This is a genomic window from Microcoleus sp. LAD1_D3 (assembly GCF_036702135.1).
Lineage (GTDB): Bacteria > Cyanobacteriota > Cyanobacteriia > Cyanobacteriales > Microcoleaceae > Microcoleus.
Genome location: NZ_JAUBSB010000082.1, coordinates 1 through 19,057, shown reverse-complemented (window position 1 = coordinate 19,057; position 19,057 = coordinate 1). Strand labels below are relative to the sequence as shown.

Sequence of the window (19,057 nt, the reverse complement as noted above, 5' to 3'; positions counted from 1 at the left end):
AAGACTCAGATGTGCATATTTAAATAATGAGATTAAAATGGGTAGGTATGCTTAGTTAAAAAGCGGGATGCTCCCCCGCTGTCTTTATCTGTCCTCAGATATTTCGCAGCATCGGCAGCAGATTGCTGATGCCACTGCTGTTCAGTTAGATTGTCAATAGTAGAATATGTCATGCTTAGATGCTTGAATGAATTTAACCGCCTTATTTTAACCTCTGTTTTCGATAATTTAAAACTGTCTTTGGGAGGGTTTTTCAGGCGAAACCTTTCTCAAATTTAGAGTATGTCTGCGGTCGCACTCGCTCGGTAAACTCCCAAAAGTCGAGACAATCGCACTACCACCGGGATGAATACGCTTAAAGGCGATCGTCTGCCAGGAATTTCCGTTGTGATATCGCAGGTTTTGCCGGGATGGGTAGAGGATTTGCGCTGGATACTCTTCGATTTACGTCCCAGTAGAAAACCCAGGTAAGGGGCTCCCGATAACCAGTCAAACGCCTGAGAAATGTGACGGTAAGGTTGTAGATGTATAGTATATTTAGCCTCATTTAAATTTAATTTAATTTAATTGTGTAATGCTGATATATCGGGGTTGATTTTTTACTCGATTTATCCAAGTTTGAATGGTCGGGAATCTGGTTAAATCAAATCCACCTTCGTCAGCAACGTGAGTGTAAGCAAATAAACCGATATCAGCAATAGTATAGCGATCACCTACAAAAAAAGCATGGTTGGTTAAATGCTGTTCCATCACCCCCAAAGCAGCATAACCCGGTGCTTGTTTTTGTTTAAGTGCTTCCTGATATTCTTGTGCTTTCCCTGTCAAATACCAAAAACGAGAAGTAGCAATAAAAGGTTCGTGGCTGTACTGTTCAAAAAACAACCACTGCATGACTTGAGCACGTTCAAATTTATCCGTAGGGAAAAACTCAGTTTCTTCGCTCAAGTAAAACATAATCGCATTCGATTCAAAGAGAAATTTACCCGGTGCGATTTCTAACACCGGAATGCGGCCATTGGGATTTTTGACCAAAAATTCAGGTGTGCGGCTTTTTCCTTGGAGAATATCAATTTCTGTGCGATCGAAGGGAATATTAAGTTGAGTTAAAAGCAAGCGAACTTTATAACAATTCCCAGAAAGCGAATATTCGTAAAGTTTAAACATAAGTATTTTGTTTAATATGCCCTAGAGAACATAGAGGACGCAGACTTAAGAAAGAGAGAGAGAGAGAGACAGACAGACAGACAGATAGAATTTCACGAATTATAATTCGTAGCATGATCGGCGGTTAATGTCAGCATTGCTAGGTTCAGAAGTAATATGTGTAATACCAAATCCTGGGTAGCTACAACTCATAAATATTAGCCCGGGCAGGCGGACTTTGGTTGACAGGAAAACCGTTGATTTACGCTTCAATGGAGACTCTCCAAAATCGCCTATGGGGAACTTTTTATAATACTGTTGCCGCCTGTGTAGGTTGAGAGCCTCAATAGGTGATTTTTGGGACTTATTTGACAAACATATAATTTTATTATACGATATTAATGTCATTTTTTTGTGAAACTTCAATAATATGAACTGGGACAATAACTCAATTGTAATTTATTCCAATTTTCCATTTCATCTAGAAGATTGGTCTCCTCTATCTGTAAATAAAGGTATTGGCGGAAGTGAAGAAGCGATCATTTACTTAAGTCAAGAATTAGTGAAATTAGGCTACCAGGTTACTGTTTTTAATCGCTGCGGTGATATGGAAGGGGAATATAAAGGAGTAGTTTATCAGTCAGGTGATAAATTCAATGCCCAAGATAACTTTAATGTCATAATCTTTCATCGTGTTTGGACACAACCTATGCGTATGAAAGTGAAAGCCCGAAAAACTGCGGTGTGGATGCACGATAACCCGCAATTATTTCCTCCTGTAGAAGAGTCTCAGCGTTTAGAATTTCTGGCAAGTTTTGATAAACTTTTTATGTTGTCAAGTTTTCATAAATCTCTGCTGCCAGACTGGATTCCTGAAGACAAGATTTTTTTAACAACCAATGGGATTAATCTCGAAGATTTCAATTTAACAGGAATTGCTAGAAATCCCAAAAGGCTAATTTCGATTAGTGATTATGCAAGAGGTATTGAAAATTTACTGACTCAATGGGATCAAGTTCTCAAAGAAGTGCCCGATGTTGAATTACATATTTTTTATGGGTGGCAAGGAATTGATGCCTTAATTAATTCACCTTATCTTGAGAAATTTCCATACTTACCAGATAAAAAGCAAAAACTTTTACAACTTTTCGCGCAGGAAAATGTCTATGAACATGGCAGGATTGGACACAAAGAGTTAGTTGAAGAATTATTCAAATCAGGCATCTGGGTTTATCCTTGTCATACTGCTGCGGAGATTTTCTGTATTAGTGCTTGGAAAGCACAAGCCGCTGGTTGTGTTCCCGTGGTGACAACTTATGCAGGTTTAGATGACACTGTAAAATCAGGTATCAGAATTAAGGGACCTGCTGGCGATGAGGAAACTAATAATGCTTTTATTGCAGCAGTGATTGACTTGCTAAAAAATCCTGAAAAACAAGAATCTTTAAGAAAGGAAGCATTAACTCTTAAAGATTCATTTGGCTGGGATAGAGTCGCTCAACAATGGCATCAGGAGTTTATCTCCGCTGAAATTAAGTAGCAAATAATGAATCAACAACCCGCATTTTGAATGTGGTTCAGGATTCAGATGATTCACCAGAGCACCATACAACCGCTATCTTTAAGCCGTCAAGATAGTAAAAAAGTCCTGCTTATTTACCATTTTTTTGACGAAATGGATCGAAACCAGCCACTTCTGCCAGCGTATAAAGCGGCCGGCCCTTCACCTCCTCGTAAATCCGCCCTATATACTGGCCCAAAATCCCAATACTCACCAACTGTACCGCACCCAAAAAGAAAACCGCCATCATGACAATTGTCAAACCAGTTAAGGCAGAATTTGGATAAAAAAGCCGCCAATACAAAATCAAAAAAGCCATTAACACCGATATAAATGCAGCAAATAACCCCAAATAAATCGAAAGTCGGAGGGGAACTTTTGAAAAAGATACTAAACCATTCATCGCTAAACTCAAAGATTTTCTGAAGGTATACTTAACCTCGCCTGCAAAGCGTGGATCACGTTCAAACTTAACCGCCGTTTGTTTAAAACCAATCCAAGCCCGCAGTCCCCGAATGTAGCGGTTGCGTTCAGGCATTGCGTTGAGTACCTCCACTACACAGCGATCCATTAAACAAAAATCTCCCGTATCTATGGGAATATCAACATCAGCAAGATTCCGCAAAATGCGATAATACATATAAGCTGGCAACCGCTTAAACCAACCTTCTTGACGGCGTTGAGTGCGCTGAGCGTAAACAACTTGATAGCCCTGCTGCCACTGTTCTACCATATCTATAATTAGCTCTGGTGGGTCTTGCAAATCGCCGTCCATGATAACTACAACTTGACCTCTAGAAAAATTTAAACCAGCAGTTACAGCTATTTGATGACCGAAATTGCGGGCCAAACTGAGGTAACAAATTCGCGAGTCTTTTTCGTGCAATTCTCGCAAAAGTTCGAGAGAGCGATCGCGACTGCCATCATTGATTAAAATTAATTCTACTGGGCCGTCCATTCGATCCATCACCCCACTAATTCGCCGATACAATTCAGCGAGATTTTCTTCTTCGTTATAAATAGGAATTACCAAGGAATACTTAGGTGTATCTTTCATTGCAGTTTCTGTTTAAAAATTGGCTTTTCCACCGTTAAATCAAAACTTTCTTTTTCCCCAAACCCCCTAGCTGCTTCATGAGAGAGGTTCGGCACGTAATTTCGCTCTTTTAGCCAGACAACAGCAGCCCACAAAATAGTCGCGTACCAACACTTATCTATTTTCTTAAATACGAAAAATAAAAGATACCATAAGACTGACACCCCAAGCTAAAACATCTGTTATCATAGATGTTTAGTCAGACTATAAAAATTACAATCATAACCCATCGATTCAAAATTGCATGACAAATTCCAATTATCTTTGGCAAGCAAATCAAGACTTAAGCGAAGCTTGTCTGCAACACCCCTTTGTCAGAGGCATTGCTGACGGCAGCCTACCCTCAAATAGTTTTGCATATTACATTGCACAAGACGCATTTTTTCTGGGAGCATTCGCTCGCGCTTACAGTATCGCTGCCGCAAAAGCACCCGACTGGGAGGGGTTTGAAATCCTCCACAATCTCAGTAGTGGCGTTTTAGAAGAACTTCGTTTGCATCAAGGATATGCAGCCAAATGGGGGGTAAACTTGCAAGAGGCAAAACCTGGAATCCCTACCCGCCGCTACACAGATTTTTTATTAGCGACAGCCTGGGGAAGTGGTGTAGGTTTGACAGCAGCCGCGATGACTCCTTGCTTGCGGTTGTATGCTTTTTTGGGACAGCAGCTAGCTAAACCTAATATACCGGAACACGCATTTAGCGACTGGATTTCCACCTATAGCAGCCCGGATTTTGAGATTTTAGCAAAACGGCTGGAAAGTTTGGTCGATCGCTACGCAGAAGCTGGGCCGGAAGTAGAAGCAACCTATCGCTACGCTATGCTGTGCGAAAGAGACTTTTTTCAGGCCGCTTGGGAAATAGAGTAAATTAAGTTTGTGCAACAAATATGGAAAACTATCTTAAGCTACCTACACGCAGCAAATTTAACAGCCATGTACAGCAGGAATGTAGCAAATAATGTCATAACAGCATATCCCCAACAAGGCTGATTACTCAACACTAAACCGAGGGCCCTTGAAAGCTACACAATGCCGTAAGCGTAGGGGTGAAACGATTGCATATCAACGGAATTTATCAGTAGCGCTTAAGAGCAAAAACCGAAATAGCCGACTGTAATGCTCAACCTTTTTCACATATCCAATAAATAGCCACCGCCCTAAATCATGGCAACTTTACTAAGAGCTTGCAGCCACCAAGAATGCGCCCCAAAATGCCCAAATATTAATTATTACCCCTACTACTTCCACTTGCATTCCAAGAGTTGTGAAGCCGCGCATTAGCAAAGGCAACAGCGGATAAAAAGCCATAGAAGGCTGCTGCCCATCATCTGCATAGCTGTAACCTAAATTAGCGATTTCTATATACCCTTTACCGTCCCATCAGAAAGCACCTAGCAGCGACAAAAATTACTTTTGGAGCGCTCCAGGCGCGGAATTACTTCTAGCCCTAAATCCGTATTTGTCATGGCTAAAACAGCGCAAGACTGTAGATTTAAAATTAAAGTATAGTCCGCTGCCGAGCGATCGCCAAATATATATGTAAGTACAGCCGTACTGCTAATTTTAACGTCCGAGTTTATTGGGAATCCCTTCGCAGCCACCGGGAATAGTCTCTCTCGACTTCGAGCCACACCAAGTGCAGCAGTAATAGCGTTGCTCGTCCGACAGCCGCTTGACACCCGTGAAATCAGCACGTTCAACCACAGCGCCGGTATGTTCGCCCGTTTGATAGTTGGGAAATTCGGTACGGCTGCGGGGGGATGCAGTTTCTGCAGAGCCGTAGAATAATGCGGCGCCTCTCATATCGGCGCGAGCGAGATTGGCGTCGTACAAGACAGCGCGGGAGAGGTTTGCTTTCACTAAATCGCACTTGCTGAGATTAGCGCGGACGAGGTTGGCTTCGCTCAAATCCGTCCACCGCAAATCGGTGCCCGCCAGGTCAGCACCCGCTAACATGACATTGAGATCGATAACGCGGATACCGTGATCCCTATCTTCAGCGTAGCCGCCGTCGCCGTCAAGGATGGGGCGGCCTAAAAGCCGATCGCGCTTCAGCGGAGTAACCAATCTCGACTGCGACAAAAACCGCAGAATTTTAGCTTTACCTTCAGCATCTACACTGCTCATAATTGCAGCCGTGCGCCCTTCTGCGATCGCCCTTTCCTGCGGCCAGTCTTCCAAAAACCCTTGTTCGTCAAGGGCTAAGTCCGAAACCCCTTGAAAATAAGCATCGATCGTTTGCTGCTGCGTAATTCGATTTTGCTGAATCGTCAAATCTTTGGATATCACGTACTGCCGCCAAGCCACATAAACGCCTAAGATTGCGATCAAAATTTGGCCCAAAGCGCCGATCAACTCGCCGAGAGCCCCGATTGCCTCCCAATTGATTTGGATGTTGCGGCTTCCCGGTTCAGTATTAGTACCGCTGAGCATCAGCAAACCCACAATCCCAGCTAAAAGCCCGAAGCAGGCGACGATCAGCGTGCGCCAAGTTGGCGGAATTACCTGCGCCCAGATTTTGCCCCAACTCGGCCACATCAGCCGCAGCGATATGGCGATCGCACCGACGGCGCCAATTAAGCCCAGCCAAATGTTGTCATTGGCCAGCCCAAAAATCATCCCTGCGATCAACCCCAGCGTCAGCACTGACCCCGACTTCTCAGGAGTCGTTTGTTCCGGCTGCTGCGGCAATACAATTTTGCGAGTTGGAGGTGACGACGCCGGTTTTTCCGGTTCAGCAGTAGCGACGATTATCCCTGATTCTGGTGGCACATTAGGGTTCGCACCGTTGAGACTTTCTACAGTCACGTTAGATTCAGGGCGATTGGGTTGAGAAGAGTTGTTGTCTGGTGTCATGCGTTGAGGCAAATGCTAATTTTAGCCGGTCATTAAAACGATTTTAACTAACTTTCCCAGGATTGTAGATAGCATTACAATAGAAATATCCACTAATTATACTCTAAAGAGGTAACATATTATGACCCTGGTACTCCCCAATCTTCAAGAAAAACAAAGGGGTCAAGTAATCACTACAATCACCGTCACGAATCGCATCGATCGAGTTATGGCTGAACGGGGATTTATTTCTGCTGAGGAAGTCCGCTCTGTTATCCTCGATAACGTTGTTGTCGATACCGGAGCAACTCTGCTTTCCTTGCCAGCTCGCATTATTAGCCAATTAGGCTTAATACAAGTAGGAGAAAGAGATGGAGAAACATCAGCGGGCATAAAAAAGGGTCGAATTTTTGCCGACGCTCAAATTATTGTAGAAGGGAGAGAAGGCAGATTTGATTGTTTAGAGTTACCCGAAGGCGTTTCGGCTGTTTTGTTGGGCGTGATTCCAATGGAAGAACTAGGCTTAGAACCTGATTTAAAAAATCGACGATTGCGAGTATTGCCGATGAACAATCAGCAAACGTATCTGATGGGTTAGTCGATCAGCGTTTACCATAGCACAAACCTCTCACCTGTGATTCCTATCATGTCCCATCAATGGATTTTAGATTTTAGATTAAAGAAGTGAAGCATTGACCCCACGGAGAAATTGGGGGGGCAAGTTTCATCGGATACAGGTTTTTTATTTCTGGACGGATGAATCCGGGGGCTTGTATCCTGGATACTTTCGGTAAATTACCCGGCATCAAAAATGTTTTTAGTGACGACTAAACTCATCATAAAACTTAGATGACTTTAGTCCTCAATACCAAGGAATTTTATTTGTTAATGCAGGATAATATTATCTGCGGTTAAAAAATTTATACCAAAAAACTTTATTTTTGGGTATATGTAAGTTTTTTGCCCTACATCTAGCGAGCAGAATAAGCCTTGAGCAAATACACGCCAACCGTCCCAAATATCAAAACAATTATCCCCAAAATCAACTCCACACTAAACCTTTGAGCATTGCCCAAAGCGACAAGAATTTGCTGCCGCACCACAAACGCCAACAGCCAGCAAATCTCCGCCTTCAGCCAAGCCAAAAGACCTCGCGCCAACAGGTATTGCCGGTGAGCGTTCTCAGAAGTAATCCGTACGGGATAATTAAAAGTATGCCGATAGCGCGATACCGCAGTTAAAACCGCAAAAATAATGGCAGCAACCGCCGGCATGATCCAAATCGTCACCTTGTCGCCCCAAGCATCAGCCAGCCCCCCCAAGCCGAAATGAATCGGAATTCGATCGGGCAAAACTGCCCAAAACTTGACGATGAGCAAAATCGCCAGCAAAATCGCGATCGCACCTAAAAGCTCTACCACCACTACAACAGGCGAAAGCCCCAGAGAAATAACCGGTCGTTGGTTTGGTGCGTTTCCAGTCATGGCTACTTAAAATTAGATTAATATTGAAAATAATAGTATTGGTTCCAATTTCATCCTCCAACAGCTTTCGTTGGGGGTTTCCAAACATCCCGCGAGGTTCTATGACGGCTCAGGTCTTGATTGAAAAGAAAAAGTTAGAAAAACCGCCCCTAACAATACACACATTAGGCGATCGCGTCCTGCGGCAGCCAGCCAAGCGCGTCAAAAGCGTCGATGCAGAAATTCGGCAGCTAGTCCGAGAAATGCTACAAACCATGTACAGTGCCGATGGCATCGGTTTGGCCGCCCCCCAAGTCGGAGTCAACAAACAAGTAATCGTACTCGATTGCGACCCGGAAAACCCTGCCACACCCCCAATGGTTTTGATCAATCCCACCATCAAAAGTAGCAGCGGCGATATCTGCATCTTGCAAGAAGGGTGTTTGAGCATTCCGGGAGTTTATTTAGAAGTCAAACGCCCAGAAGTCATTGAAGTCTCCTACCGCGACGAATACGGCCGCCCACAAACCCTGATAGCAACAGAGTTACTGTCGAGGGCAATTCAGCACGAAATGGATCACCTCAACGGAGTGCTGTTTGTAGACAGAGTAGAAAACAAGCTGGCACTGAATGAAGCATTAGTTAAGCATAAATTTTCGCCAAAGGCCGTAAAATCAGTATGATGGCAGGAACTCCGAAAAGTGGTTTACTCTTAGCTCTTTCGTGCATCACTGCGATCGCCGCAGTCGGCTCCATCTTTGAGCTGTCATCGGGAGAAGCTCAACTGGGCAATTTAGTCACGGGCATCATCCTTGCCCTGAGCGTACCGCTAACTGGCATATTTTTCTATGCAGCCGTTCAGGATGCCAGGGCCAATCTCTAAGCAGAGTTATTAGTCATTAGTCATTAGTCAGCAGTTATTAGTAATTAGTAATTAGTAATTAGTCAGCAGCTAACAACCAATAACTGTGGAATAAAGACTGCTCAAAAATAACATCAGCTAACAGCTCGCGAGCTCATGACCAATGACTAATGACTAATGACTAATGACTCATAACTCATGACTAATGAAATCGGATTTCTGCGACAAGTGCTAGCCAAAGATGCTGCGGGAACGCCAGCATCCCAGTACCAACTTTCTGAAGATGGGGAATTGGTCATCGGACGCGATCGCAATTGTCAAATAGCTTTAGAGTCGATCGCCCACGGCATGGTTTCCCGCCGCCACGCCGCAGTCCGTCCGCTAACTCAGGGTACTTTGACAAGATGGGAAATTTGCGACCTCAACAGCGCTAACGGAACTTATATCAACGGAAAAAAGCTCTCTGGCTGCCAAACTTTAGAAACAGGCGATCGCATCAGTCTCGGCCTTGACGGCCCTGAATTTATATTTGAATCTCCCGTAACCCCTTACCAAAATCAACCCGGATTCCCTGCACGACAAACGGGCAATTTTGCTGGTAGCGAAAAAGACGCTCTCACTTTAACTCAATTATTCCCGATCGCCTCCACTGGCAAACAATTAAGCCAAAAAGCTTACTTATATCCAGGTATTGCCACAGTGATTGTTGTGGTGTCGATGTTTGTCGCCGTTGGAAATTCCGCAGCATTCAACTTGCTCCTGTCAGCTTACCTCGCCGGTGCGGCTTACTACTTTATCTATCAACTGTGCGGCAAACATAAGCCTTGGTGGGTATTGCTTGGTTCGGCGTTAACTACAGTCCTGATTTTGCTCAGCCCCTTATTAATTGGATTTATATTAGTATTTAGAGAAATTTTGCCCGGCCGCCTGCCAATGGAAGGCGAAACAATCAGTTTTTTGCCTTTTTTGACCAGAATGTTTTTCGGGGCGGGTCTGATGGAAGAATTGCTGAAAGCCCTGCCCGTTTTGGGAGCGATGCTGCTGGGAAATTGGCTGCGAAATCCGTGGCGTGATCGAATCGGTGTTTGGGAACCTTTAGACGGAATTCTGTTAGGAAGTGCTTCGGCAGTCGGCTTTACACTGTTAGAAACTCTGGGACAGTACGTTCCCAATGTCATCCAAAATGTCACCCTGCAAGCAGGGCCCGACGCCGGACAATTAGTAGGATTGCAGTTGCTAATTCCCCGCATTTTGGGTTCCGCCGCCGGACACATGGCTTACAGCGGCTATTTGGGATATTTTATCGGTTTGAGCGCCCTCAAACCTAGGAAGCGCTGGCAAATTTTGGGCGTAGGCTATTTCAGTGCTTCTGCACTTCACGCTTTGTGGAATGCGTCGGGAGCCGCCAGCGTACTTTTGCTGGCCTTGGTGGGAGTTTTGTCCTATGCGTTTTTGGTAGCCGCGATTTTGAAAGCCAGAGCTCTGTCTCCGAATCGAGAGCAAAATTTTGCCACGAGAATATTTTATGAAAAGTGACTGCTGAGTGCTTAATTGTTAAGGTGCGATCGCACTTCAAACTGCCATTTTTTTCTTGTGTTTGAACCTGCTTAAACCTGCCAATGCTAAAGCTGTGCCCCCAACGGTGAGAGGTTCGGGAACTGGTTCCGGTGCGCTATCCACTAGGGTGTAATAAACCTCGTCATAGTTGAAGATACGTCTATCGATATCTTGATATGGATAATAAATGACCTCCCTATACCCAGTTACTACAGATACCGACGTAGTAGGGCCCGTCGGGTAGGGAAAGATAGACCAAAATACCCTGTAGTCTAGCTTGTTGATTTCGTCGAATTCTACGATCACCTGGTCATAGCCGGATGTGCTCAGTCCGCGGAACTCCCCTTGATAAAATCCAACACTAGCCCCTGCCAAGTCGTAGTATTCTTTGGCTCCCGCGACGCCAAGAGTGTAGTCGTACAATCTTCCCTCGGAAACGGCAATTGATTCATATCCTATCCCTGTAAGGGAGGAGTTATTCACCTTGAAAAAACTCAAATTGCTATGGTTAACATTGTAGGTGAGTACGGCGGCTTGTGCTTTGTCTACTCCTACCAATGACACGGCTGAAAACACACTTAAAATTGTGGTAGCGATCGCACTTCCTAATCTCGGCCTTTGTTTTTGACTCATTGTTTTTTATTAAGCTTTACGTAAGTCTACTTTATTTGAGTGAGCGATCGCCCGTAATAATCCGCATTCTTAACGTAATTTTTTATTCAAAGATTGCCAAATGTAAACACCCCAGATCGTACAGGTGCGCGACGGCTGAATTTTGTATCATTTCTTACTTGCCTACTATTGCTTTTGCGCCTAAACAAGGCAAATGTTTGATAATTTCAGCAACATATTCCGACGGGTGTGTGTTGTTGCGATGCTGCGGACGATCGTCCCGCCCCATATACACATTTAATAAGTTTTGTCAATACGCAATCTCCAGACATTTTACCCCAGTATTTTGCCCTTGTGTACGATTCGCTTCTGCTTAACTGCCTGACGCGATAATCCCAACTGAACTTAGAAATTCTTCACAAATAGTTTGACTGTGGTACTATCTGGATGGCTGTGAGTAGCTGAGGGAAGCCAAGGGGCTTGATTCCTGTGGTGGTGGAGGAGAATCCAGGAGTGCTAGATAGGATGTCATTGGGATACGCAAACGTTTTCGCCCAGCGAAGTCAACCCGAACCCCTCCGCATTGGGGTGATTGGGGTTGGCAATATGGGCCAGCATCACACGCGAGTTCTGAGCTTGCTAAAAGATATCGAGCTCGTGGGTGTTGCAGACATAAATGTAGAGCGGGGAATAGATGTAGCAAGCAAATACCGGGTTCGCTTCTTTGAAGACTACCGAGATTTGCTCGCCCACGTAGATGCAGTTTGCGTCGCCGTTCCAACTCGCCTGCACCACCCTGTGGGGATGTCTTGTCTCCAAGCGGGTGTTCACGTTTTAATTGAAAAGCCGATCGCGGCTAGCATTGCCGAAGCCGAATCTTTGGTCAACGCGGCTGCTGAGGCCCACCGGATTTTACAAGTGGGTCACATCGAGCGCTTCAATCCAGCTTTTCAGGAACTCGGCAAAGTGCTGAAAACTGAAGAGTTACTGGCATTGGAAGCTCACCGGATGAGTCCCTATTCCCAGCGGGCTAACGACGTATCGGTAGTTTTGGATTTAATGATCCACGACATCGACTTGCTTTTGGAATTGGCAGATTCCCAAGTGGTGAAGCTGACGGCTAGCGGGAGCAGGGCATCAGATTCAGGTTATTTAGACTACGTGACAGCGACGTTGAACTTTGCTAACGGCATTGTGGCCACCCTGACTGCCAGTAAGGTGACGCACCGTAAACTCCGTTCAATCGTGGCTCACTGCAAAAATTCTCTAACAGAGGCAGATTTTCTCAACAACGAAATCTTGATTCACCGACAAACAACCGCCAATTACGTGACGGATTACGGTCAGGTGCTTTACCGTCAAGATGGGTTGATCGAGAAAGTTTACACCAGCAATATTGAACCGCTCCACGCAGAATTGGAGCATTTTATTAATTGCGTGCGGGGTGGAAATCAGCCTTCTGTGGGAGGAGAACAAGCTCTCAAAGCTCTGCGGCTTGCGAGTTCGATCGAGCAAATGGCTCTCGACGGTCAAGCTTGGTATCCGAAAGAGCTAGAGTCTACTTTGCAAGTTAGCTAAATCGAGACAAATCGTGTCGTTTCCGGCTGCTTTTACAGTTTGGGTTTGTTGTTCCTTGAAGAGGGTAACTGTTCCCATGCAACCGGATTCGATGTCAGTCGAGTTGAGATTGGACAATTCGGCGTGAGAAGTTCGGCGAGTGCCATCGTCGAGTTGCGCTCAGTCGAACGATTTTAGATCTTAGATTGACTCTGCAGATGAATCTGGGGGCTTGAACTAAGGTTTCAACTTTTTTGCTCTCGACAACAGAAGTCGTGGGCAAGTATACGTTTTTAGGTGAGGTCACGATTTATGCAAAAAAAGAGCGACTATTTGACGACTGATGGTTTTGCTAACTAGCTGATTTCCTTGAGGACTGAGGTGAATGCTGTCTCGATACAAAGTTGGAATTTCGGCCGCACAATTGAAAATGGGAAGAAAATCTATGTAAGTAATTTTCTCTGTTTCTACGAGTTCGGCGAGACGCGCTCTAGCCTTGAGTTCCCAGTCGCGAGGGCCCGGGCCGCCGAGTTCGCCCCGCTTCGGCGTGACGGCTAGCAAAAACTCGACGTTGGCGGATACAGCTATTTTCTGGATTTGGCGAATAGCTTCTAAGTTGCAGCCTACTACATCGCCGCTTGTAGCTCCGGGTGCGGTCAATTGGGGAGTCGGCACTGCAGGGAGCAGGTAGCGGCTCAATAACTCTAGCGTAGCCGATCGGGGTTTGTGATCCGGGTAAGATCGATCGCGCCCCACAACCAGATCACAAGGAGCCGATGCAAACAAATCGTCCGTATTGAGCAGCAAAACCAAAGCCCTTGCCCCAAAAACACCGAACCGCTTGGCGTAAGCAAGTTGATTCCTCGGCCCCCAAGAATTGGCTGAGGCGTTGAGAACTTCAAAATTTGAATAGTTGACTGGTGAACCTAATTGTGAATCGCTCGCCAGATTCTGTACTTGCAGTCTCAAATTCCGAGCCATAATTTCCGAGATCGTATCTGTCTGATGTGTCCACCAACCGCCGTTGGCGACAGAATCTCCCAACAGCAAGAGGCGCAGAGTTTCTGGAGGGGGTGTAGGGGCGATCGCTCCGCTACGCATCGAATACTCGTTAATCTCAATCCGGTTGCCCAAGCGGCGTACCTTCTGGTTGGGCGCCAACAAATAGCCACACTCGGCATCGGCAATATAAATCAAGGGATTACCAAAACCCAGCAGCACCCGCAGCAGCACTTCGATTGCCGCCCCCAATCCTGCGGTGACAGCGAAAATTATGAGAACAACTTTCACCAATTAACCTCGATATAGAAGGATAAACCCCTGCCGACACCAAGGTATAAAAAAGAATGCAATGGCAGTCAAGCTTTCAACCCCGATTGTAGTCAGTCGATTTTAGATTAAAGATTAAAGCATTGACTTCACAGATGAATCTGGGAGATCTCGCTAAAATCTAAACTTTTTTGCTTTCGAGGACTCCTATCTAGAAGCAAGTATGCGTCTTTAAGTGAGGTGAGTAGGTCGCCTATGTAAAATCTAAAATCTAAAATCTAAAATCTAAACTGTTATGGCTGCGGGGTTTGAGCAACTTGGCGACCCGATTAAGTCAACCGAATCGCCCCCGTGGATATAGAATTCTAGAATATACCGTCAAAATCCGCCGTCAGCCGTCAGTGAACTTGGTGGTTTCAGGAAAATCCGTGGACTTAAAACAAATATTCAAAACGCCGAATCCCATAATCGGTGTCGTACATTTACAGCCTTTGCCAACTTCTCCCCGCTGGGGCGGAAACCTCAAAGCTATTATCGGAAGAGCCGAGCAAGAGGCTACAGCGCTGGCTTCTGGTGGCGCAAACGGTATCATTGTCGAGAACTTTTTCGACGCTCCTTTTGCCAAAGACAGCGTAGATCCGGCTGTGGTAAGTGCCATGACTCTGGTAGTTGAGAGGCTAACAAATCTCGTGACGCTGCCGATCGGCGTTAACGTGCTGCGAAACGACGCCCACAGCGCGATCGCCATCGCCTCCTGCACAGGAGCTCAATTCATCCGCGTCAACGTCCTCAACGGCATCATGGCTACAGACCAAGGCTTAATTGAAGGCCAAGCTCACCAGCTACTGCGCTACCGCCGGGAATTGGGCAGCGATGTCAAAATATTAGCAGACGTGTTAGTCAAGCACGGGCGACCCCTAGGCAGCCCCAATTTGACCACAGCCGTCCAAGAGACGATCGGGCGAGCTTTAGCCGACGCCGTGATCCTTTCCGGCTGGACAACTGGCAGCCCTCCCAATCTCGAAGACTTAGAACTCGCCAGTGCAGCAGCAGCGGGAATTCCAGTTTTCATCGGCAGCGGCGCCTCGTGGGAAAACATTTCCACCCTCATGCAGGCCGCTGACGGCGTAATCGTATCGAGTTCCCTGAAGCGAAACGGCCGCATCGAGCAGCCCATCGATCCGATCCGCGTCAGTCAGTTTGTAGAAGCCGCCCGCCGCAGCTTGTCACAGAAAGAGCGCGAACAGGAAAACAGAGACGCTAATGGCTCAAGAGGGCCCACACCGGAACCGGGCAAAGTCACAAGTAAAACGTAAAATGGGAATTGTTGACTGTTGACTGTTGACAGTAGTCAGTTGGCAGTAGTCAGTAGTCATCAGTTATCAGTCATCAGTCATTAGTTAACAATTAACAGTCATTAGTCAACACTCAACAGTCAACAGTCAACAATTCCCAATTCCCAAATTACCAAATCAAAAAATGATTCGCCGACGTTCAACCCCTTGGATTCATCGCTGGTCTAGGACTCTGATGGCAGCGATCGCAGCCATAGGCGTCGTAGAAACGGCCTATCTCACGATCGCTAAATTTACGACTGGCTCGGTCCTTTGTCCCACCAGCGGCTGTGACAAAATTCTCAACAGTCCCTACGCTACAGTCTTTGGCACAGTGCCTTTAAGTTTGTTAGGCTGTCTGGCTTACCTGAGCATAGCAATCCTGGCATTGGCTCCCAAAGGCGTCAATCCCAACACCAATAAAGGACTGCACTCTCAACTAGAAAACAAAACTTGGCAAGCGCTATTTATCATCACCGCTGCGATGGTAATTTTCAGCAGCTATTTGATGTATTTGATGGCTTTTGAAATTCAGGAACTGTGCATTTACTGCATCACTTCTGCCTTATTTTCACTCTCGCTGTTTGTACTGGTGCTAGTCGGGCGCGAGTGGGAAGATATCGGACAGTTGGTGTTTACAGGCATTTTGGTGGCAATGGTGAGTTCGATCGGTGCCTTGGGACTTTATAACAGCGTCAACTCACCTGCTCCTACTGTCTCCACCCCCGGAATTGTACCTCCTGCCGTCACTACAACCTCCGGCCCGGCACAAATTGCTTTGGCCCGCCACCTCCGACAAATTGGCGCTAAAGAGTACGGCGCTTACTGGTGTCCCCACTGCCACGACCAAAAAATGCTGTTCGGCAAAGAAGCAGCCAAAATAATTGATTATTTTGAATGCGATCCCAGGGGGCAAAATTCCCGCGCTGAAATTTGCAAAGCTGCGGCTGCGAATGTTAAAGGTTTCCCGACTTGGGAGATTAATGGTCAGTTTTATGCGGGGACACAATCTTTGGATAAACTCGCTGATTTATCGGGTTACACCGGCCCCCGCAACTTTCAAAACTGACAGGAAAGTTGGAGATTATAGATGACAGATTTTAGATTGATTGGCCGGAAATATCCTGCTTTTTAACTTACTTTATCCTGGGCTCGTGCTGCGAAATCAATCTAAAATTTTGCATCTATAATAAATAAAAAAATAGTAAAAATTAGTGAGAAGAAAATTTTTTAAAACAAGTTGTGGGTTTCTAGTATTTAGATCCGTGAATTACTACTAAAACTTTTACATAAAAATGCAAGAAACCGGGTTTTTGCTTCCAGAATGATTGTTGAAATGACATATTTGGGTTGCGAAACCCGGTTTCTGCTCTTGCACCCCGATCGCACCGAAAAACCAAAAAATTGGATAATCTAAAATCTAAAATCGACTCGCCCGCACCGAAAAACCAAAAAATTGGATAATCTAAAATCTAAAATCTAAAATCTAAAATCTAAAATCGACTGAGCCGATCGCCCCGGAAATGTAAAAGCTATATCTAGTAGTAGCTGAGATGCTTACAGGGCTAGGCAAAAATCCCCAAAATATGCTAGAAACTATCAAAAAATGGGTTGATCGAGAACGCCGAGTATTGATTACTGCGAGTGCCGTTGCTAGTACGGTCATTGTAATGCGCTGGTTTGGATGTTTTCAGGTGTGGGAATGGGCTGCTTTCGACCAGTTTGTGCGCTGGCGGCCGGCCGAACTAATTGACTCGCGCATCGTCATTGTAGAAATTAACGAAGCTGACTTGCAAAAATACGGCTACCCAATTTCGGATGCTGTATTGGCCCAATTGCTCCAAAAATTACACGCTGGCAAGCCGCGGGCGATCGGCCTTGACGTTTACCGAGATTTGCCAACTCAACCGGGTAACGCCGAATTGCTCAACACTTTTAAAAATATTCCCAACTTAATCGGCATTGAGTTGATGCCAGACGAAACCCGCTTCGGAGTTCGGCCACCTCCGGTACTTGACAAGCTCGATCGAATCGGTTTCAACAACGTTGTCATCGACGCTGACTCAAAAGTCCGGCGAACTTTGCTCTACGCTTGGCCCGGAGACGGCAAAACTCATAAAAGTTTCGCACTCAGACTGGCTTTGCTTTACCTTCAAAGCGAAGGAATTTCCCCTCAATCAGCAAAAGCCAATCCTAAATACTTGCAGTTAGGCAAGGGGGTTTTTCGGCCTTTTCAACCGAATGACGGTGCTTACGTTCGATCGGACAGCCGTGGGTATCAAATTTTGACCAACCTGCGCGGCCCGCGAGGCAGTTTTCGCACTGTATCGATGAGCGATGTGCTTTCGGGCAAAGTACCTGCTGATTTTGTACGATCGCGCGCTGTCTTGATCGGCTCAACTGCCCCCAGCCTCAGAGACTTTTACCAAAATGCTTACAGTTCCGGTTGGTTTGCTCCTCCCCAGCAAATAGCAGGAGTCGAGCTTCAGGCTCATTTCTTGAGCCAAATTTTGAGTGCAGCCATCGACGGGCGTGGGGGTATCAATGTCTGGCCAGAAGCTACCGAGTTGCTGTGGATTTTACTGTGGTCTTGGGCGGGAGCAAATGTGAGTTGGAATTTGCGATCGCTTGGTCGATCTGCTTATTGTTTATTAAGTATATGTCTCGGTCTAAGTGCCAGTTTATACTTAGCATTTTTAGTCGGTTGGTGGCTGCCCTTAATTCCTCCAATCCTCAGTCTTTGGGGTTCTGGTGCGGCAGTTGTGGGTTATCTGGCGCACTTGCAAGAAGAATTAAAACGGTCTAAAGAATTTTTACAATCACTAATCGATACAATTCCCGACCCGATTTTTGTCAAAGATCGAAATCACCGCTGCGTTGTTTTGAATCAGGCATATTGTCGGTTTATTGGCTATCCTTTAGAAATTTTAACCTGCCGCACAGATTACGATTTATTTCCCCAAGCCGAAGCCGAGATATTTTGGCAGCAAGACGAATTAGTATTGCAAACTCACCAGCCGCGAGAAAATGAAGAATATTTTACTGACGCTCACGGAATTACGCATCTGATTGCGACTAAAAGATCCCTGCATAAAGATGCGGCCGGCAATGTATTTTTAGTCGGAGCAATCAGAGATATTACCGAGCGCCAACTCCGCGCAAATGCCCTAGAACAAAAAAATGCTGAACTCAGCCACCAAGCTTATCACGATGCTCTCACCGGTTTGCCCAACCGCAAAATGTTTTACGAATGCTTGCATCGGTCTCTAGAAATAGCCTCCAGCACTCAGGAATTGGTAGCTTTACTGTTTTTAGATTTAGATGGATTTAAGTCAATCAACGACACTCTCGGACACAATGTAGGCGATTTGCTCTTAAAAACAGTTGCCAGTCGGCTCAAAAAATGCTTGCGCGGCAGCGATACTATCTCGCGGTTGGGTGGCGACGAGTTCACAGTCATTTTGCCCGCAATTCCAGGTCGCGAGGAAGCTGCGAAAGTAGCGGAAAAAATTTGCGACGCCATCATGCAGCCTTTTATTTTAGAAGAACATACAGTTTCTGTAACTACAAGTATTGGCATTAGTTTATATCCCATTGACGGTCAAGAGCCAGAGATTTTAGTCAAGAATGCCGATGTTGCGATGTATCGTGCTAAGGAACATGGGAAAAATCAATATCAATTTTGTTAATTAGGGCTTGCTGAATAATCGATCGCACATCAAGAATAAGAGCGATCGATATATTCAAGCTCGATTAAAGATAAGTTT

General features: G+C 45.6%; 18 protein-coding genes. 10 read left to right on the top strand and 8 right to left on the bottom strand.

Going from position 1 to position 19,057, the window contains the following annotated elements:
- Positions 1-32 precede the first annotated feature (32 nt).
- The 3 genes from QUA74_RS26975 to QUA74_RS26965 form a co-directional block, all read right to left on the bottom strand.
- Positions 33-173 carry a hypothetical protein gene (locus QUA74_RS26975; RefSeq protein WP_333335160.1) on the bottom strand — a complete coding sequence of 47 codons (141 nt, stop codon included), beginning with the start codon at positions 171-173 and terminating at the stop codon, positions 33-35.
- A 55-nt stretch (positions 174-228) separates the two neighbouring features.
- The gene (locus tag QUA74_RS26970) at positions 229-444 is read right to left on the bottom strand and encodes a DUF3122 domain-containing protein (protein WP_333335163.1); all 216 of its coding nucleotides are present in this window, start codon (positions 442-444) and stop codon (positions 229-231) included.
- A 114-nt stretch (positions 445-558) separates the two neighbouring features.
- Positions 559-1,164, bottom strand: a complete 606-nt coding sequence (locus QUA74_RS26965) for a glutathione S-transferase family protein (protein WP_333335157.1) — start codon at positions 1,162-1,164, stop codon at positions 559-561.
- Positions 1,165-1,573: 409 nt separating this feature from the next.
- Here QUA74_RS26965 and QUA74_RS26960 point away from each other — a divergent pair, with 409 nt between their 5' ends.
- Positions 1,574-2,683, top strand: coding sequence for a glycosyltransferase family 4 protein (locus QUA74_RS26960; protein WP_333335154.1), 1,110 nt, complete (start codon positions 1,574-1,576; stop codon positions 2,681-2,683).
- Between the two features lie 112 nt (positions 2,684-2,795).
- On the opposite strand, the gene QUA74_RS26955 is transcribed toward QUA74_RS26960, so the two are convergent.
- Complete coding sequence (locus tag QUA74_RS26955) at positions 2,796-3,761, bottom strand: glycosyltransferase family 2 protein (protein WP_333335151.1); 966 nt, start codon at positions 3,759-3,761, stop codon at positions 2,796-2,798.
- A gap of 283 nt (positions 3,762-4,044) precedes the next feature.
- Here QUA74_RS26955 and QUA74_RS26950 point away from each other — a divergent pair, with 283 nt between their 5' ends.
- A complete protein-coding gene (locus QUA74_RS26950; protein WP_333335147.1) occupies positions 4,045-4,668 on the top strand; it encodes a TenA family protein in 624 nt (207 codons plus the stop codon).
- A 696-nt stretch (positions 4,669-5,364) separates the two neighbouring features.
- Here the strand turns inward: QUA74_RS26950 and QUA74_RS26945 are convergent.
- Positions 5,365-6,657, bottom strand: a complete 1,293-nt coding sequence (locus QUA74_RS26945) for a pentapeptide repeat-containing protein (protein ID WP_333335145.1) — start codon at positions 6,655-6,657, stop codon at positions 5,365-5,367.
- 121 nt (positions 6,658-6,778) lie between these two features.
- On the opposite strand from QUA74_RS26945, the gene QUA74_RS26940 reads away from it, so the two are divergent.
- Positions 6,779-7,234, top strand: a complete 456-nt coding sequence (locus QUA74_RS26940) for an aspartyl protease (protein ID WP_333335142.1) — start codon at positions 6,779-6,781, stop codon at positions 7,232-7,234.
- A gap of 373 nt (positions 7,235-7,607) precedes the next feature.
- Here the strand turns inward: QUA74_RS26940 and QUA74_RS26935 are convergent, their stop codons facing one another.
- The gene (locus QUA74_RS26935; protein WP_333335139.1) at positions 7,608-8,120 is read right to left on the bottom strand and encodes a DUF1648 domain-containing protein; all 513 of its coding nucleotides are present in this window, start codon (positions 8,118-8,120) and stop codon (positions 7,608-7,610) included.
- A 101-nt stretch (positions 8,121-8,221) separates the two neighbouring features.
- Between QUA74_RS26935 and def the strand changes: the two genes are divergently transcribed.
- From def to QUA74_RS26920, 3 genes are all read left to right on the top strand, one after another.
- The gene (gene def, locus QUA74_RS26930) at positions 8,222-8,782 is read left to right on the top strand and encodes a peptide deformylase (protein ID WP_242719140.1); all 561 of its coding nucleotides are present in this window, start codon (positions 8,222-8,224) and stop codon (positions 8,780-8,782) included.
- A complete protein-coding gene (locus QUA74_RS26925) occupies positions 8,782-8,982 on the top strand; it encodes a hypothetical protein (protein ID WP_199292547.1) in 201 nt (66 codons plus the stop codon). The genes def and QUA74_RS26925 overlap by 1 nt, the downstream gene beginning before the upstream one ends.
- A gap of 177 nt (positions 8,983-9,159) precedes the next feature.
- Positions 9,160-10,497 (top strand): PrsW family glutamic-type intramembrane protease, encoded by a 1,338-nt coding sequence (locus QUA74_RS26920; protein ID WP_333335136.1) that lies wholly within the window; start codon positions 9,160-9,162, stop codon positions 10,495-10,497.
- Positions 10,498-10,533: 36 nt separating this feature from the next.
- Here QUA74_RS26920 and QUA74_RS26915 read toward each other — a convergent pair whose 3' ends face one another.
- Entirely contained in the window at positions 10,534-11,151 is a 618-nt protein-coding gene (locus tag QUA74_RS26915) for a PEP-CTERM sorting domain-containing protein (protein WP_333335133.1), read from the bottom strand.
- 504 nt (positions 11,152-11,655) lie between these two features.
- Between QUA74_RS26915 and QUA74_RS26910 the strand changes: the two genes are divergently transcribed.
- On the top strand, positions 11,656-12,708 hold the full coding sequence (locus tag QUA74_RS26910; RefSeq protein WP_015178266.1) for a Gfo/Idh/MocA family protein: 1,053 nt from the start codon (positions 11,656-11,658) through the stop codon (positions 12,706-12,708).
- Positions 12,709-12,990: 282 nt separating this feature from the next.
- Here QUA74_RS26910 and QUA74_RS26905 read toward each other — a convergent pair whose 3' ends face one another.
- The gene (locus QUA74_RS26905) at positions 12,991-13,977 is read right to left on the bottom strand and encodes a GDSL-type esterase/lipase family protein (protein ID WP_333335131.1); all 987 of its coding nucleotides are present in this window, start codon (positions 13,975-13,977) and stop codon (positions 12,991-12,993) included.
- Between the two features lie 407 nt (positions 13,978-14,384).
- On the opposite strand from QUA74_RS26905, the gene btpA reads away from it, so the two are divergent.
- The 3 genes from btpA (at position 14,385) to QUA74_RS26890 (ending at position 18,979) form a co-directional block, all read left to right on the top strand.
- Positions 14,385-15,272, top strand: a complete 888-nt coding sequence (gene btpA, locus QUA74_RS26900; RefSeq protein ID WP_138921119.1) for a photosystem I biogenesis protein BtpA — start codon at positions 14,385-14,387, stop codon at positions 15,270-15,272.
- A gap of 163 nt (positions 15,273-15,435) precedes the next feature.
- Positions 15,436-16,359, top strand: coding sequence for a vitamin K epoxide reductase family protein (locus QUA74_RS26895; protein ID WP_333335128.1), 924 nt, complete (start codon positions 15,436-15,438; stop codon positions 16,357-16,359).
- A 484-nt stretch (positions 16,360-16,843) separates the two neighbouring features.
- Positions 16,844-18,979 (top strand): CHASE2 domain-containing protein, encoded by a 2,136-nt coding sequence (locus QUA74_RS26890; RefSeq protein WP_333335125.1) that lies wholly within the window; start codon positions 16,844-16,846, stop codon positions 18,977-18,979.
- Positions 18,980-19,057 lie beyond the last annotated feature (78 nt).